Raw genomic sequence first — 16,788 nt, 5'->3', positions numbered from 1 at the left:
GGGGGTAACCTGCTGTAAATTCGGGAAAAAAGAGCGCGCAGCGGCGAGTCCGTGCGGCCGCGCGCAGCCCGGAAAAGCTAAAACATCGGGGCCTGGGTGTCTGACATGGGAAGCGGGGACAAGACCCGTGACCGGCCAGTCATGGCGTCGATCCGCGGGAACCGCGAATCGACGCCGATGTCGGCTCAGAGCCGGCGTTTGCGGTTGAGCGTCGGTATGGTGGTTTGCGGGACTTCCACCTGTTTTGCCTGCGCCGAAGTCTGAGCCGCCAGCGCGGCCAGAGTCGGCTGGCTGAACAGCGTCCGCGCATCGACGTGCAGCCCGGCCTGACGCATGCGCGCCACCAGACTGACCGCCAGCAACGAATGCCCGCCGAGTTCGAAGAAGTGGTCGTTGCGCCCGACCTGCTCCAGTTGCAGCACTTCGGCCCAGATTTGCGCCAGCCGGATTTCGACTTCGCCCTCGGGCGCCTCGTAGCGGCGACTGAGCACCGCCTCTGCCCCCGGTGCCGGCAAGGCTTTGCGGTCGACCTTGTCGTTGGGGGTCAGGGGCAGCGCGTCGAGCTTCACGTAAGCGCCCGGCGCCATGTACTCCGGCAAACGCTCGAGCACATGGGCACGCAAGGTTTCGATGGGGGGCGCGTCGAAGCCTTCGCGCACGGTGAAATACGCCACCAGCCGCTCGTCCCGCACCAGCACCACCGCTTCACGCACCGCCGCATGCTCGATCAGTCGCGCCTCGATTTCCCCCGGTTCCAGACGCAGGCCGCGCAGCTTGATCTGGAAGTCATTGCGCCCGAGGAATTCGAGGTTGCCGTCCGCGCGGTAGCGCACCAGATCGCCGGTGCGGTACAGGCGATCACCGGCCACGAACGGGCTGTCGATGAAGCGCTCGGCTTGCATGGCTGGTAACCCCCGATAACCCCGTGCAACCCCGACCCCGCCGATGTGCAAATGTCCGCTGACACCGAACGGCACCGGTTGATCGTGGGCATCCAGCACATAGAGCCGGGTGTTGCTCAGGGCCTTGCCGATCGGCACCACGGCCTCCGGCAGCGGTTGATCCGGCTCCAGCGTCCAGCCGGTGCTGTCGACCGTGGTTTCGGTCGGGCCGTAGACGTTGTGCAGACGCACCCACGGCAGGCGCTCGCGGACGCGCCGGGCCAGTGCAGCCGTCAGCTCACCGCCACCGTTGAGCACGTCGGTCAGGCTGGTGCACTGACTGACATCGTCCTGTTCGATGAACTGTTGCAACAGCGCCGGCACGAACTTGACCACGGTGATCTGCCGTTCGCGAATCACCTGGGTCACATACGCCGAATCGCGGTTGCCGTCGGGCCGCGCCAGCACCAGCCGCAGGCCGGAACTCAGTGGCCAGAAAATCTCCCACACCGAACTGTCGAAGCTGAACGGCGCCTTCTGCAACAGCGCGCCGTGCTCGGTCGGCGGGCTGATCTGCGAGCCCCAGTGGACCATGTTGCAGGCACTGCGGTGCTCGACCATCACGCCTTTCGGCGTGCCGGTGGAGCCCGAGGTGTAGATCATGTAGGCCAGGTTTGAAGCGCTCAAACCCGGTATTTGCAGATTGTCCGCGGACGCGTGCTGCCAGGTGCAACGGTCGAAATCGATGACCGGCACACCCGGCTCGCCCAACAGATTGCGGGTGGCCTCGTGTACCAGCACAGCAACCGGCGCGCTGTCCTGCAGCATGTAATGCAGGCGATCCAGCGGATAGTCGGGATCCAGCGGCACATAGGCGCCGCCGGCCTTGAGAATGCCGAGCAGACCGACCACCAGATCCAGGCTGCGTTCGACACAGATCGCCACCCGAGAATCCGGCTGCACACCGTGCTCGCGTAGATGATGCGCCAGACGGTTGGCCTGTTCGTTCAGCTGGCGATAGGTCAGTTGTTGCTCGCCAGCCTGTAGCGCGATGGCTTCAGGTCTGCGCTGTACTTGTTGCTCGAACAACACCTGAAGCGGCTGATCGAGCGGGCAATCGACTTCGCTGGCATTGAATTCGACCAGCAGTCGCTCAAGCTCCGTCGCCGGCAGGATCGGCAAGCGATTCAGCGGTTGTTGCGGTGTCTGCTCAAGGGCATCAACCAATGCCTGCAACGCGGTTTGCACGTAGTCGCCGATGCGCTGCGCACCGATGCTGATCAGGGTCCGCGTGGTGATCTGCAAAGCGCTGCCCAGATCATCGACGCTCAAGGTCAGCGGGTAGTTGGTGCGTTCTTCGTTCTCCAGGGTCTGGATGCCTTGCCAGGCCGGATCCGACGCTGATTCCTGCACCTCAAGGTCGGTGTGCCGATAGTTGAGCAATGCACTGAACAGCGGCGCCGGCGACGCAACGCCGCTGCAACGCTGGGCCAGCGCCAGTGACGCATGTTCGTGCCCGAGCAAGTCGGTCAGTCGGGCGTGGGTCAGCCGCACGGCATCGCGCGCGCCCCGGTCCATGTCCACCCGCAATGGCAAGGTATTGATGAACACCCCGAGCGCTCGATCGGAGCCCTCGCCGCCCTGCATCCGGCCCATAAAAACGCTGCCGAACACCACATGTTCCTGTCCCGAGGTCGCCGCCAGCACCTGCGCCCAGGCCAAGTGAATCAGGCTGGCCACGCTGACGCCTGCCTGTCGCGCCTGAAGGCGCAAACGCCGATCCAGTTCCGGCGCAAGCGTGCGTACGGCTTCATCGATACCGCGCCCGTCGCCCTGCACGTCCTGCAAGCCGAACGGCAAGGTCGGCTCGTCGATGTCGGCGAGCATCTCGCGGAAGAACGCTTCATGTTCCTGCTCGCTGACACCGAGCCGGGTCTGGGCCACGTAGTTGCGGTAAGGCACCGCCGGCGGCAAGGGCTCACTCTGGCCCAGCAGGTTGGCGCGCATTTCATGGCGCAAGACTTCCAGCGCAATGTGATCCAGCGCCAGGTGATGGAACAACAGAATCGCCACGATCCGCCCTTGGGCCGGGTCGCGGGCATACATCAGCCGGATCAGCGGCGCCTGACTGACGTCGATGCGATAGCGACGAGCATCGAAACGCGCGTGCAGTTGCGCGAGGACATCGCCCTCCGCCGGATCGAGTTCGATTTCTTGCACCGGCAATTCGGCTTCGCGCCACACCACCTGCACCGGATTGGTCAAACCTTCCCAGACCACCGCAGTGCGCAGGATGTCGTGGCGCGCCATGACCTGACGCAGCGCCGCCGCATAGGCCTCGACCCGCTCGACGCTGTCGAACGCCAGCTGCGATTGCAGCAGATACGGATCACCCTGCGCGGCGGTGATGTGGTGGTAGAGGATGCCTTCCTGCAACGGCGCGAGCGGATAAATGTCCTGCACGTTGGCCGCTCCGCGCGGCACGGTGGCGATGATCCGGTCGAGGGTGGCCTGATCCAGTTCTACCAACGGCAACAGGTCCGGAGTGATCTGCGTGCAACCCGCCGGAATACGGTTGGCGGGCACTTCGACCTCGCGGCCACTGCCCACCGATGCGGCCAGTGCCGCCAGCGTCGGCTGGCCAAACAGCACGCGCACATCGCTGCTCATGCCGAGCTGACGCATGCGTTCGATCAGGTTCACCGCCAGCAACGAATGCCCGCCCAGCTCGAAGAAGTGATCGTGACGCCCGACCTTTTCGACTTGCAGTACGTCGGCCCAGATCTGTGCCAGGAGGATTTCGACGTCGCCTTGCGGAGCTTCATATTCGCGGCGGATCAACGCCTCCGGCCCCGGCGCCGGCAACGCCTGGCGATCCAGTTTGCCGTTGGCCGTCAGCGGCAACGCCGTCAGGCGCACGTAGGCCGATGGCAGCATCACGCTGGGCAGACGGGTCTTGAGGTGAGCATGCAGCTGCGTGATATCCAGCGGCTGGCGTTCGGTGAACCAGGCCAGCAACTGCCCGTCGCGCACCTGCACCACAGCATCGCGCACGGATTCATGGCTGCTCAACGCGGCTTCGATTTCGCCGGGCTCGATGCGCACGCCACGGATTTTCACCTGATCGTCGTTGCGGCCCAGGTATTCGATAGTGCCGTCCTGGCGCCAGCGTGCGAGGTCGCCGGTGCGGTACATCCGCGCGTTGGGCTGGCGGCTGAATGGATCGTCGAGGAAACGTTCGGCGGTCAGCTCAGGACGGTTGAAGTAACCCCGCGCCACACCGGCACCACCGACGTACAACTCACCGGGAACGCCAATCGGCACCGGACGCTGTCGGTCATCCAGCAGATAGGCCGTGGCATTGCTCACGGGTTTGCCGATGTGCAGCGTCCGGCCCGGTTCGATTCGGCCCGAAGTGGCGACCACCGTCGCTTCGGTCGGGCCGTAGTTGTTGATCACCGCGAACGTCTGCTCGCGGTTGAACTGACGCAGGCGATCGCCGCCGATCAGCAGTGTGCGCAGGGTCGGGTGTTCGAGGTGACGGCTGAAGGCGTACTCGGCAATCGGGGTCGGCAGGAAACTCACGTCCAGCGGCTGCGCGCGCCACCAATCGAGCAGCGCGTCGATGTCTTCGCCGCCGTCGCGGGACGGCGCCAGGTGCAGGGTCGCGCCGGCACACAGCGCGGGCCAGACTTCCCAGGCCATGGCGTCGAAGCCGAAACCGGCGAGGCTTGAGGTATGGCGACCGGCGCACAGATCGAAGGCCGCGCAATGCCAGTCGACCAGATTCGATAACGTGTGATGTTCGACCATCACGCCTTTGGGCTGCCCGGTGGAGCCGGAGGTGTAGATCACGTAGGCCAGGTGCGCGGTGGTCAGCCCCGAGACGTCGGGATTGAGATCGTTGATCGGCCAGCCGCGCGAATCGATTTCGATCACCGGCACGTCCAGCACCGGCAAGCGTTCGCGCAGATCGCGCTGGGTCAGGACCACGACCGGAGCACTGTCACTCAACAAATAGCTCAGCCGTTCCGCCGGATGGGCCGGGTCGACCGGCACGTAACCGGCGCCGGATTTGAGGATCGCCAGCAGCGCGACCAGTGTGTCCAGCCCTCGGCGGGCGACGAGTGCCACGCGGTCATCCGGTCGCACGCCGAGCGCAATCAAATGATGGGCCAGGGCGTTGGCCTGTCGGTTCAGCTCGGCATAGGTCAGCCGCAAGCCCTGCAACTCTGCCGCCACCGCATCCGGTCGCATTGCGGCTTGCGCTTCGATGCGCTGGTGGATGGTCAGGTCTTGAGGATATTCCGCGCGCGTGTCATTCCACTGCTGCAACAGCGCCGTTTCGGTCGGCAGGCTCAGGCTGAAATCGCCCACCGCAAGCGCGGGTTCTTCAAGCCCCTGTTCCAGCACCCACAGCAACCGCCCGCTCAGCGCCGCGATTTCATCGGCGTCAAAGTAGGCCTCGTTGTACACCATGTACAAACTGTCCTCGTCGTCGCCCCGGCTGCTCAGCAGGTGCACGGATAGCGGCGTGCCCTCTTCGTGGTTCGACACTTTGACCACTCGCCCCTGCGCATCGCCGTAGCGGTACTCATGCGCGTCGCGCTCGTAGGACACGGTCACCTCGAACAGCTGCGAGCGATCCTCGCGCAGCAGTCCGAGTGCGCGGTTCATCTCGCTGAGGGGGAATCGCTGATGGCGGAAATCCTGTTTCAACTCATCGCCAATCGCCTTGATCAGCGCCTTGAACGCCAACTCGCGGCCGAACCCCATGCGCACCGCGCTGACCTGGGTGAACAGCCCCAGGGTCGATTTGAACCGGGCGCCGGAACGGTTGAGCAGCGGCACGCCCACTACCCATTCGTCACGCTGGGCGCTGCGGCTGAAGTACACATGAATCGCTGCCAGCAACACATGAAACGCCGATGCGCCGTACTCTCGGGCCACCTGCTTCATGCGCTCGTGCAGGCGTGCCGGAAACACCTGCGAGAAAATCCGCGTCGGTGCCGCAGCGCCGGCAAAGCGTTCCTGATAGCGCGGCAACAACAGCGGTTCGGGACGATGCCGGTATTTGTCCAGCCAGTACGCACGGTCGCGGGCATAACGGGCGGACTGAAAATACCGCGCATCATCACGGATGAAATCGACATAGGACGGCGCCGAATCGGGTGGCTGCTGCCCGAGCGCCAGCGCGTTGTAGATCTCGTCGAGGGATTTGAGCATCTCGCCGAAACCCCAGCCATCGACAATCAAGTGATGGGCCTGGAGTGACAGCCAATGGCAGTCGTCATCGAGCCAGAGCAGACGAAACCGGAACAACGGCCCGCCGCCCAGCGTGAACCGCTGCTCGATGCATTCCTGAGTCAGCTGGCGCGCGGCGGCGTAAGGATCGGGATGGCTGCGAAAGTCGTGCACCGGCATCGGCACCGGCATGGTCTGGGCAAAACGCTGCAACGGCAGCCCATGCTCGCCGGCCCCCGGCAGCAGGCTGGTGCGCATGGCGTCATGCCGGGCCACGAGCCCTTCAAGCGCTGCCTGCATCAGCGCCGGATCCAGCGGCCCGGTCAGTTCGACATAACCACCGATGTTGTACATCGGCGAGTTTCCCTGACGCAGTTGGTCGAGCCAGATGTCGCGCTGGGCGGCAGTCAGCGGGAAGGCCTCGGAAATCGCGGACAGACCGTCCGCCGCGTCGGCAGCAAATTGGTTCATAAGATCCATCTCACGTGATTTGGCGCGTATTCAAGCATCGGCCCCGAAACCCGCGTGACACGTGAAACCCGGACAACCCTGCCCACTTCGCACCATCCTGCGAACCAACAGGACCGGATAAGTCAGCGATCCCCCTAAAAGTTCGGAAAGAAATGGCTGAAAATCCTGTAGGACAATCGCCACTCGGTGCTACCGACTAGCGCCTCGCAATTGTGGGACGCGTCGGTCCGAGCCCCGGATTTCGGGGTTCGCACTAGATCGTACAATCACGGACTACGTGACCTTACACATTGATCTGACAGAAACGTGACGCCATTTTTTCGGAAATGGTGGCACTTTGTGTCCCTGTTTTCCCCTACAGACGTAGGACAAATGCATAGGCTTAAATCCCGCTCCAGATCGATTTCAAGGAGAAAAGACTGGGTGGGCGTTTCACGGGTGCATGCACGGCAGACGATTCGACAATGGCTCTACATCAAGGATGACAAGGATATGAATCTGACCGGCAGTCTTCGCAACATGGAAAATCCGCACTTTTATTGGCAGCTGGGTGAACTGATCGCCAGCACCGGCAACGAGCGTTTTGCCACCAACATGTTCCAGCTGGTCGACAACCTCGTTCCGGTCAATCGGGTCCATCTCAGTGAGTGGACTCTGGATGAACGGGAGTCCAGCGTGGTCGAGATCAAGGCGTTGGGCAGTGCCGGTTTGCCGGACACCTTCCCGCCCCCGGATCCGTTGCAGCACCCCGACGACCACCCGCTGCTGCAACAGATGATCGAGATGAACGACTCGCTACTGATTCAACTGAAAGCCTCGCTCCAGCATCGCCCCCCCCACCACAGCGTCCACCAATGCAATCTGGTGTCCCGCACGTCCAACCGCCGTTGCGTCATCTCGTTCTACCGCCCCCACACGCATCGAGTGTTCTCTCTGCCGGAGCTGTCGTTCCTCAAGCGCCTGTCCGACACCCTGTTGCCCTTGATCGAGCGCCACGCGCACATCAGTCGACAAGCCATCGCCCGCCAGCCCCGCACGCCACAAGCCGATCAATCCCAGACGCCGTTGCAACAGGTGTTCGACGAACGCCTGGCGTTGGGCGACATCACCTTGTCGGTGCGCGAGAAAGAGGTCTGCCTGGGTTTGCTGACTGGCGGCACCGTGCCGCAGATGGCGGAAAAACTGCGGGTCAAAAACAGCTCGATCGAGACCTACCTCAAGCGCGCGGCCGCCAAGCTTGGGGTCAGCGGGCGACACGGTCTGGCGAAATGGATGGCCGGGGCCTGATCCGGCGCATTTCTCATCACGGGCGCCCGGCGTCCGCTCTCTTTTGTGAACGAGGCTGTTTGATGTCCAGGTTGCCGATTTCCCTGCTGTCCGCCGCGCTGCTGGGCGGTTGCTCGTTGATTCCCGATTACCAGCGACCGGCATCGCCGAGCGCTGCGCAGTATCCGCAAGGTCCGGCGTATGCCGTGCAATCCCCGGCCACACTCCGCGTCGAAGACTGGCGCGCGCTGTTCAATGACCCGGCGTTGCAGCAATTGATCGAAAGCGCGCTGGTCAACAACCGTGATTTGCGAGTGGCTGCGCTGAACGTCGAGGCGTTTCAGGCGCAGTACCGCATCCAGCGCGCCGATCTGCTGCCGGCGGTGTCGGCCAACGCCAGCGAACTGCGTCAGCGGGTGCCGTCCAGCGTGACCCGCACCAAGGCAGCGATCACCTCGACCTACTCGGTGAATCTGGGCATCAGCGCTTACGAACTGGATTTTTTCGGCCGGGTACGCAGCCTCAGCGAGCAGGCATTGCTGACCTGGCTGTCCACCGAAGAGGCCCGGCGCAGTGCGCAATTGAGCCTGGTGGCGAACGTCGCCAACGCCTACCTGACCTGGCGCGCCGATCAGGAGTTGCTGGCGCTGGCCCGGGAAACGCTGGCCGCCGATGAGCGCAGCCTGCACCTGACTACCCGCAACCGCGAGGCCGGCAAGTCTTCGGCGCTGGATCAGATTCAGGCGCAGACCAGTGTCGACAGCACCCGCGCGAGCCTGGCCCGTTATCAGCGTCAGGTCGCCCAGGACTTGAACAGCCTGACGCTGCTGGTGGGTGCTCCAGTTTCCGAGCACCTGCCGGCGCGTCCACTGGACAGTGATCTGGTGGCAACCGTGCCGGCCGGGTTGCCTTCGGATCTGCTGCAACGCCGGCCGGACATTCTGCAGGCCGAATACAAGCTGCGGGCTGCCAATGCCAACATCGGCGCGGCGCGGGCGGCGTTTTTCCCGAGTGTCAGCCTGACCGCCAATGCCGGGACATCCAGCCGCGACTTGTCCGGGCTGTTCAAGGGCGGCTCCGGGGCCTGGACGTTTCAGCCGCAGATCAACCTGCCGATCTTCAACGCCGGCAGTCTGCGCGCCAGCCTGGATTACGCGAAGCTGCAAAAAGACATCACCGTCGCCGAGTACGAAAAGACCATTCAAACGGCATTTCAGGAAGTGTCCGACGGCCTCGCGGCGCGCCAGACCTACGAACAGCAACTCCAGGCCCAACGCGATCTGGTGCAGGCGACCCAGGATTACTACGACATGGCGCAACACCGTTATCGGAGCGGCGTCGATAGCAGCCTGACGTTCCTCGATGCCCAGCGTTCGCTGTTCAGTTCCCAGCAAGGACTGATTACCGACCGGCTGGCGCAACTGGTGGCGCAAGTGAACCTGTACACCGCGCTGGGCGGTGGCTGGAGCCCGGTCGAGCCGCTTCCGCCATCACCCTGAGTCATTTTTTCTTACACCTTTTGTCGCCCGTTCCGACATTGACGGGTGATCAAAAACCGACCTGCCGGATCATTTTGGTATCATGCGCCGCTTTTACGGTTAACCCGCCCGCCTGTCCTGCCGACTGGCGGGCTCCAAAGGGCGGTATGAAATGACGGCTTTGTTGACTCGCCGCAAGGTGCTTGCGGGAATGGGCGTACTCGGTCTCGGCCTGCTCGCCGGCTGCGACACCCGCGGCGAACTGTCGTACAAGTACGGCAAGGATCTGAGCGACAAGATCCTCGGACGCACCTTCAAGCTCAAGGACACCGAAGGCAACACCGTGTCGCTGTCGAGCTTTCGCGGCCTGATGCCGATGATCTTCTTCGGCTTCACCCAGTGCCCGGCGATCTGCCCGACGACGCTGGCCCGCGCCGCGAAAATCAAGAAGCTGATGGGCAAGGACGGCGACATCCTGCAAGTGGTGTTCATCACCCTCGACCCGGAACGCGACACCCCGGAAATTCTCGACGCCTACGTCAAGACCTTCGATCCAAGCTTTGTCGCGCTGTACGGCACCCTCGAAGAAACCAAGGCCACCGCCAAGGAATTCGACGTGTTCTACGAAAAAGTCCCGGCCGGCGACACCTATACCCTTTCCCACACCGCCACCAGCTATGTCTACGACACCCGGGGCAACTTGCGTGTGGGCCTGTCTCAATCGCTTTCTGCACAAGAGTGCACGGAAGATTTGCTTACCGTCATGGAGGTCTGCTGATGAACCCTTTTCTGAACAACATCAAACGTGCCACACTGGGCCTGTCCCTGCTGGGCCTGGCTTTCCAGGTATCGGCGCAGACCAAGGTCGACGACGCCTGGGTGCGCGCAACCGTGCCAAACCAGTCGGCCAGCGGCGCGTTCATGACCGTCACCGCCGACAGCGACAGCAAGCTGCTCAGCGTTGCCTCGCCGGCCGCCAAAGACGTGCAGATTCATGAGATGACCATGAAGAACGACGTGATGAGCATGGGCCCGGTGAAATCGGTCGACCTGCCGGCAGGCAAGCCCGTCAATTTCGACCCGAATGGCTACCACGTGATGCTGATGGGCCTGACCGCTCAGTTGAAGGAAGGCGACAGCGTGCCGCTGACCCTGACCGTGGAAAACGCCAAGGGCGAAAAGGAAACCGTTGAAGTGAAAGCACCGGTCAAGGCGCTGACCATGGAAGGCCACGATCACAGCAAGATGCATTGATCGCTGACTGACAGATCTACGGCTTCAAAAAACAACAGGGGCGGCATGATCGATGATCATGCCGCCCCTTTTGCATCTGGATATCAGGCCAGTTTCAATTCGACCTCGATATTGTTGCGCGTGGCCTTGGAGTACGGGCACACCTGATGCGCCGCATCCACCAACTGCTGCGCCGCGCCGCGCTCCATGCCCGGCAGGCTCACATTCAGTCGCGCCTGCAGCAGATACCCTCCCGAATTAGTGCCCAGGTCCACTTCGGCATCCACCGCCAGGTCCGCTGGCAGGCTGATTTTCTGCTGCCCCGCCACCGCTTTCATCGCGCCGATGAAACACGCCGACCAGCCGGCAGCGAACAATTGTTCCGGATTGGTCCCGCCGCCACTGGAACCGGGCGACGACAGTTTTACATCGAGGATGCCGTCGGAACTGCGCGATGCGCCATCACGTCCGCCGGTGGTATGGGTTTTCGCGGTGTAGAGGACTTTTTCGATCTGACTCATGGCGATCTCCTGAATGAAAAACAGCGAATTGTTCACTCGGCGCCTCCCGTCGCAGCCTTGAGGTGCGCCACCCGTTTCACACAGCCCTCTCACTATAGACGGGGGTTTTCCACTCACCCGGCCGGCGGACGTGCGGACAACCGCCCGTCGTATGGACGGCTCTGAGTGGATTGACAGAACTTTGGAACGAGAGGATTATTATTACATCGCATGCGACTTAACCGTATACGATCACAATCAGTCACAACACCTTGAGGATTCCCAAATGAGCAAAATCGAAAAAGTCCTGGCCACCGGCAAGACCCACACTACCGCCAGCAGTGCCGGCCTCACTTCCCGCGGTCACAACGGCAATCTCGACATTCAGCTCTCGACGCCCGGCAATGCCAAACCGGCGCACGTGTTTGCCAACGTGCTGCCCCACCCGACCGCCGAGCAACTGTTCGCCGGTGCCTGGTCGTCCTGCTACACCGCCGCCGTCGGCCTGGTAGCCAATGATCTGGGCGTGGTGCTGCCGGCCGACATGTCGGTAGACATTGAGGTGGATCTGGGCCAGACCGGCCCTGCCTACTTCCTGCAAGCCCGCCTGACCCTGCGCGTACCCGGCATCGCCGAAGACATCGCGAAAAACCTGGCCCACACCGCTGACCAGATCTGCCCGTACTCCAAGGCGACTCGCGGCAACATCGAAGTGGCACTGAACGTCATCACTGAGTAATTTTTCCGCGCCAAATACATCGCATGCGATATAGGCGCATAGGAAATAGATAACCGGTTCGCGCTCGTCCATGGCGAACCGGTCACCTCAGGCAACATGATCAACCCTCCCGATAGAATCGCATCCGACGTATAGTTCGCCCCATTCGTTTCACCGGTCACCCGACCCACGAGGATGAACATGAATTCCACCGCCAACACCGCACCAACCGATCTCAAACTCAGCGATTTCCTGTGCTTTGCCGTCTACTCCACCAACCTGGCGTTCGGCAAGGCCTACAAACCGATCCTCGAACGGCTCGGCCTGACTTACACCCAATACATCACCATCGTCTCCCTCTGGGAGCAGGACAACCAGACCGTCGGCGGCCTGGGCGAGAAGCTGTTTCTGGAATCCAACACCCTCACCCCGATCCTGAAAAAACTCCAGGCCATGGGCTACGTGCAGCGCCAGCGCGACCCGGCAGACGAACGCCAGGTACGAATCAGCCTGACCCAGAGCGGCCGCGACCTGCGCAACGTGTCTTCGGGCACGAGCCTGTTCGAGGCGACGGGGCTGACCACAGAAGAATTCACGCAGATGCAGAAGTCGATCGTCACGTTGCGCAACAACCTGATTCGGTCGATGAATGCCGAGGGCTAATCGAGTCCTGATGGAAAGCGTGCTTTACATTGCCAGTGGCTTCAGTGACTATGTAAAGGGTCTTTTACACAGGAAGTGAAGCATGAATCGATTCCATCTCGAAATGGGCGGGGCGCTGGCGCTGTATGCCGTCGTGCTGATTGCCTCGACGGTTGCGCTGCAGTCGTTGGGGGACGCCAACATTTACCTGCGCACGCTCATTGTTCTGACGCCGATGATTCCGGCCGCACTGGTGTGCTGGAGCGTGGTACGCGACATGAGGCGTCTGGACGAAATGTATCTGCGCATCCAGTTCGAAGCCCTCGGCTTCGCCTTCGCTGCCTCGGCGTTGCTGACCTTCAGCTACGGTTTTCTGGAGAACGTCGGCGCCCCCCATATCCCGTGGTTCTGGGTCTGGCCGGTGATGGGTGCGATGTGGATGATCGGCCTGCGCATCGCCCGGCGCCGCTACCAATGAAGAACCGCCTCAAGGAACTGCGAGCCGAGCGTAAGTGGTCGCAGGTTGATCTGGCCGAACGCCTGAACGTTTCGCGCCAGACCATCAATGCGATTGAAAACGAACGCTACGACCCGAGCCTGCCTCTGGCGTTCCAGATTGCCCGGGCGTTCGAGATGCCGATTGAGAGCATCTTTGATGACTCGGTGAGTTGATAAGAAAAGTCCGCCCGTCAGCACAGGCTGCCGGGCGGACTGTTCACAAATGACGACTGTTCAACTCCCCGCCCCGCCATGCGCCTCTTCAAAGAAATAATCCTTCCAGCTGTCCGCCTTGTTTTTCAGCACGCCCAGCTCCTGCAATTTCTCTGCATAGATAAAGGTGCGTTGCGGCACCACGGTGAAATCGATTTCCGGGTCGGTGACGATTTTCTCCACCAGCGCCAGCGGCAACTTCGACTGTTCAACCCGAATGTAAGCTTGAGCTGCCGCAGGCTTGTCGGCCTTGATAATTTTCTCGGCCTCAGCCAGTGCGTCGTAGAACGCCTTGTAGGTTTTCGGGTTTTCGTCGTGGAATTTTTCCGTGGTGTAGAGCACGTTGAACGTGGCCTGGCCGCCGAGCACGTCGTAGGAACTCAGCACTTTATGCACGTTGGGATTCTGCAACGCCTGGTACTGGAACGGCGGGCTGGAGAAATGCGCGTTGATTTCCGAGCCGCCGGCGATCAACGCGGCCGTGGCATCGGGGTGCGGCAGGCTGACGGAGATGTCGTCGAATTTCTTGTACTGGTCATTGCCGAATTCTTTCGCCGTTTCGATCTGCAGCGTGCGTGACTGGAAACCCACACCCGCCGCCGGAACGGCGATGCGATCCTTGTCGCTGAAGTCCTTGAGGGTTTTCACGTTCGGGTTATTGGTCAGCAGGTAGTTGGGCATCGAGCCCAGCGAAGCGATGGCCTTGACGTTCTGCTTGCCCTTGGTGCGGTCCCACACGGTGAGCATCGGCGGCACACCGGCCGAGACCACGTCCAGGGATCCGGTGAGCAACGCTTCGTTCATGGCGGTGGCGCCGGAAATGCTGTTCCAGTCGACCTTGATGTCCAGGCCCTGGGCCTTGCCGTGCTTCTCGATCAAGTGCTGATCGCGCACCACATCCAGAATCAGATAACCGATGCCGAATTGCTGGGCGATGCTGATCTTGCCTTCGGCCTGAGCGGTGTTGCCGAGCAATGCGCCAGCCAGCGAAGCCGCCAGCAGCGCCAGTGCAGAACGTTTGAACGGTAGGGCCATGACAACCTCGCAGTGATTTACCGGAAAATCTGTGAGGCCGGACTCTATCGCTATAAAAAATGAAATTTAAATACCGTTATCGCATATTGATATCACCTGAACGTCAGCCTTCCAGAAACGCCTGCAAGTCCGCACCCAAGCCGTCAAACACCGCAGAAACCCGCTGCACCCGGCGCATGTCCTGATGCATGGCGATCCATACATCCACCGTAAAATCCACAAACTCGGGCAGGACTCGGACCAAGCCGTGACGCTGGGCCAGTTGCCGGGAACTCACGCCAACCCCCAGCCCCGCACGCAACGCCGCCCATTGCGCCAGATGATCATCGGTGCGGATCGCCGTGTGCTCGGCTGAACAATCGAAGCCGCGTTCGCGCAGAAACTCGATTTCGCCTGCATGGCGATCCGGGCCGATCAGCGAAAAATGGCGCAAGTCCTCAGGCGTTTCAGGCACGCCCTGCTCCGCCAGCAATTCCGGCGTGGCGTACAGGCCGACGTGCAGATCGCCGACCTTGCGCGCCACCACCGAAGCTTCGGTCGGGCGGCGGATGCGCACGGCGACGTCGGCCTCTTGCTGTGAGAGGGTTTGCAGACGATTCGACACATTCAATTCCAGACCCAATTGCGGGTGTTGCTGACGCAGGCGACGCAACATCGGCGGCAGGATCTCGACGCCCAACAGCTTGCCGGCCGTCAGGCGCACGGTGCCGCCGGTTTGCGCCACGTCGGCGGAAGCGGCGCGGTTGAAAGCATTGGCGGCCAGGGCCATGGCTTCAACGTGGCCGATCAGCTCCTTCGCAGTCTCGGTCGGCAACAGCCCCGAAGGCGAGCGGATGAACAGGCTGACGCCGACGCTCTGCTCCAGCGCCTCTATCCGCCGCCGCGCCGTGGCCTGGGCGATTCCCAGCAAACGCGCGGCGCCCGACAGACTGCCGGTGCGCAATACCGCGAGAAAGGCGCGCTGGGTTTCCCATTGAAGTTGTGGAGCGTTCATACATTTCCTGTGAGCGGTTGGGCAGTTTTGGCCGATGTTCATTCACCGGGGTCTGCGGCATGCTGCGCGAGCATACCGCACGGGCCTTGCGCCCGGCATCGAACCCGCAGTAGGAGGAGCCTTGCCCATGACACTCACCGGCCAATGTCGCTGCAGTGCCGTCCGCTATCAGTTGAACACCGACGTGCCGCCGGCGATCTACGCCTGCCATTGCACGGATTGCCAAACCTGGAGCGGCAGCGCCTTTGCCCTGCATGCGCTGCTGCCCGCCGACGCCCTGACGCTGAGCGGACCGTTGACCACTTATGCCTACGATCTCAATGGCCAGCACACCGAACATCAGCTGTGCAGCGTCTGCCACACGCGTCTGTGCAACACCACCACGGCCGCGCCGGGGATGAAAGTGCTGCGCGCCGGCACGCTCGATGAAAGTCGCTCACTGCAACCGATGGCGCACATCTGGATCAGTCACAAACAACCCTGGCTGACATTGCCCGAGGAGTTGCCGAGCTGGCCGCAGAGCCCGACCCCGCAGGCCTTCGGCGAAGCCCTCATGGCGTACGCTGGTTGAACCGGGTTCTGAGCCCGTCGGCGTTCGACGACAAGCGCTTGGCAGTGTCCACAAACGGCGTGACGATCAGGCTGTACAGCGTCAGATAACGCGTGCGGTCTTGCTCGCCCGTGCCGAAGCGCAGGACTTCGGGCTTTGAAGTGGTGACGTACAGCGTGCCGAACAGCCAGTCCCACAGTGACAGGTTGATCGCGAAGTTCTTGTTGAAATGTCGTGGGGCGTCGCTGTGGTGGATCTGGTGCTGGGCCGGGCTGTTGAGCACATGCTCGATCGCCGGCCCGAACGACAGCCAGACATGGCTGTGCCGCAGATTGGAGCCCAGGCTGTTGATGATCAGCACCAGCCAGGTCACTCCGAACAGCGTATAGCGGCTGACCTCGCCGCCACAGGCGTACCAGACCACACCGGCAAACGCGCCGAGGCCGGCGGTGATGACGATCCGCTCGACGATCGATTCGACGATGTGAATCCGGCTGGCGGTGGCCGGCACCAGTACCGGCGCCGAATGGTGAACCTTGTGAAATTCCCACAGATAGCGGGAGTGGAAGGCGCGGTGAATCCAGTAATGCAGAAAATCCCTGAACAGGAACACGCCAAGTCCGTAGAACAGCGCGATCAACGGATGATCCGGCAGTTGCTCGCGCGCACCCCACAGCTGAGTGAAAAACTGCGCGTAGTCGCCTGAACGCAGAATGTGCGGATCGACGAGGCCGACCACGGGCAACACCAGCGTCACTCGAAGAATCGCCTTGATGAAGTAATAACGGTAATCCAGCCAGGCCGAACGATGGCCGTGGACGCGACCGCCGCCGACAAATTGCCAAAAGGATCGGGCCTGCGTCAGATGTCGGGATTTTCGGTGGCGATAAAGGCCGTAAGCCACGCCGTAGGACGTGAGCAGAAACACCACACCCAGGCGACCGTTCAAATCGAACAGGCCAAGGAACTGCTCGGTGACCGGATCGATCACCCAGTGGCAGAGCTGCGCAAAGAGTTGCGTGAGGACATCCACGGAGCTTGATCTCCATCAGAGGTCGCGCATTG

At 62.0% G+C, this 16,788-nt stretch carries 14 protein-coding genes; 9 read left to right on the top strand and 5 right to left on the bottom strand.

The genetic code is table 11. The annotated features are described in order from the left end of the window. Window positions 1–185: 185 nt before the first annotated feature. Window positions 186–6,596 carry a non-ribosomal peptide synthetase gene (locus IHQ43_RS12050; protein ID WP_192564529.1) on the bottom strand — a complete coding sequence of 2,137 codons (6,411 nt, stop codon included), beginning with the start codon at window positions 6,594–6,596 and terminating at the stop codon, window positions 186–188. 492 nt (window positions 6,597–7,088) lie between these two features. On the opposite strand from IHQ43_RS12050, the gene IHQ43_RS12045 reads away from it, so the two are divergent. From IHQ43_RS12045 to IHQ43_RS12030, 4 genes are all read left to right on the top strand, one after another. Then, the gene (locus IHQ43_RS12045) at window positions 7,089–7,883 is read left to right on the top strand and encodes a helix-turn-helix transcriptional regulator (RefSeq protein ID WP_192564982.1); all 795 of its coding nucleotides are present in this window, start codon (window positions 7,089–7,091) and stop codon (window positions 7,881–7,883) included. A 62-nt stretch (window positions 7,884–7,945) separates the two neighbouring features. Further along, window positions 7,946–9,361 (top strand): efflux transporter outer membrane subunit, encoded by a 1,416-nt coding sequence (locus IHQ43_RS12040; RefSeq protein ID WP_192564528.1) that lies wholly within the window; start codon window positions 7,946–7,948, stop codon window positions 9,359–9,361. Between the two features lie 151 nt (window positions 9,362–9,512). Further along, on the top strand, window positions 9,513–10,118 hold the full coding sequence (locus IHQ43_RS12035; protein ID WP_007956879.1) for an SCO family protein: 606 nt from the start codon (window positions 9,513–9,515) through the stop codon (window positions 10,116–10,118). Next, the gene (locus tag IHQ43_RS12030) at window positions 10,118–10,594 is read left to right on the top strand and encodes a copper chaperone PCu(A)C (RefSeq protein WP_192564527.1); all 477 of its coding nucleotides are present in this window, start codon (window positions 10,118–10,120) and stop codon (window positions 10,592–10,594) included. Before IHQ43_RS12035 ends, IHQ43_RS12030 begins: the two co-directional genes overlap by 1 nt. An 83-nt stretch (window positions 10,595–10,677) precedes the next feature. Here the strand turns inward: IHQ43_RS12030 and IHQ43_RS12025 are convergent, their stop codons facing one another. Then, complete coding sequence (locus IHQ43_RS12025; RefSeq protein ID WP_192564526.1) at window positions 10,678–11,094, bottom strand: organic hydroperoxide resistance protein; 417 nt, start codon at window positions 11,092–11,094, stop codon at window positions 10,678–10,680. A 265-nt stretch (window positions 11,095–11,359) separates the two neighbouring features. Between IHQ43_RS12025 and IHQ43_RS12020 the strand changes: the two genes are divergently transcribed. The 4 genes from IHQ43_RS12020 to IHQ43_RS12005 all read left to right on the top strand — a co-directional run bounded on the left by IHQ43_RS12020 (window position 11,360) and on the right by IHQ43_RS12005 (window position 13,105). Continuing rightward, window positions 11,360–11,812 (top strand): Ohr family peroxiredoxin, encoded by a 453-nt coding sequence (locus IHQ43_RS12020; RefSeq protein WP_085686511.1) that lies wholly within the window; start codon window positions 11,360–11,362, stop codon window positions 11,810–11,812. A 180-nt stretch (window positions 11,813–11,992) separates the two neighbouring features. Further along, entirely contained in the window at window positions 11,993–12,454 is a 462-nt protein-coding gene (locus tag IHQ43_RS12015; protein ID WP_127797714.1) for a MarR family winged helix-turn-helix transcriptional regulator, read from the top strand. An 82-nt stretch (window positions 12,455–12,536) separates the two neighbouring features. Further along, window positions 12,537–12,911, top strand: a complete 375-nt coding sequence (locus tag IHQ43_RS12010) for a hypothetical protein (protein ID WP_192564525.1) — start codon at window positions 12,537–12,539, stop codon at window positions 12,909–12,911. Beyond that, a complete protein-coding gene (locus tag IHQ43_RS12005; protein ID WP_096820557.1) occupies window positions 12,908–13,105 on the top strand; it encodes a helix-turn-helix transcriptional regulator in 198 nt (65 codons plus the stop codon). The genes IHQ43_RS12010 and IHQ43_RS12005 overlap by 4 nt, the downstream gene beginning before the upstream one ends. A gap of 60 nt (window positions 13,106–13,165) precedes the next feature. Here the strand turns inward: IHQ43_RS12005 and IHQ43_RS12000 are convergent, their stop codons facing one another. After that, window positions 13,166–14,179 (bottom strand): ABC transporter substrate-binding protein, encoded by a 1,014-nt coding sequence (locus tag IHQ43_RS12000; protein WP_192564524.1) that lies wholly within the window; start codon window positions 14,177–14,179, stop codon window positions 13,166–13,168. Between the two features lie 103 nt (window positions 14,180–14,282). Then, a complete protein-coding gene (locus IHQ43_RS11995) occupies window positions 14,283–15,173 on the bottom strand; it encodes a LysR family transcriptional regulator (RefSeq protein WP_192564523.1) in 891 nt (296 codons plus the stop codon). Between the two features lie 127 nt (window positions 15,174–15,300). Between IHQ43_RS11995 and IHQ43_RS11990 the strand changes: the two genes are divergently transcribed. Continuing rightward, complete coding sequence (locus IHQ43_RS11990; protein WP_192564522.1) at window positions 15,301–15,744, top strand: GFA family protein; 444 nt, start codon at window positions 15,301–15,303, stop codon at window positions 15,742–15,744. On the opposite strand, the gene IHQ43_RS11985 is transcribed toward IHQ43_RS11990, so the two are convergent. Next, window positions 15,725–16,756 (bottom strand): sterol desaturase family protein, encoded by a 1,032-nt coding sequence (locus IHQ43_RS11985; protein WP_192564521.1) that lies wholly within the window; start codon window positions 16,754–16,756, stop codon window positions 15,725–15,727. The two genes, IHQ43_RS11990 and IHQ43_RS11985, sit on opposite strands and share 20 nt — an antisense overlap. Between the last annotated feature and the right edge of the window lie 32 nt (window positions 16,757–16,788).

It is taken from the genome of Pseudomonas gozinkensis, assembly GCF_014863585.1.
In the GTDB taxonomy this organism is placed as follows: Bacteria; Pseudomonadota; Gammaproteobacteria; order Pseudomonadales; family Pseudomonadaceae; genus Aquipseudomonas; species Aquipseudomonas gozinkensis.
The sequence above is the reverse complement of the archived record's forward strand: the minus strand, read 5'-3'. Positions and strand labels throughout refer to the sequence as shown.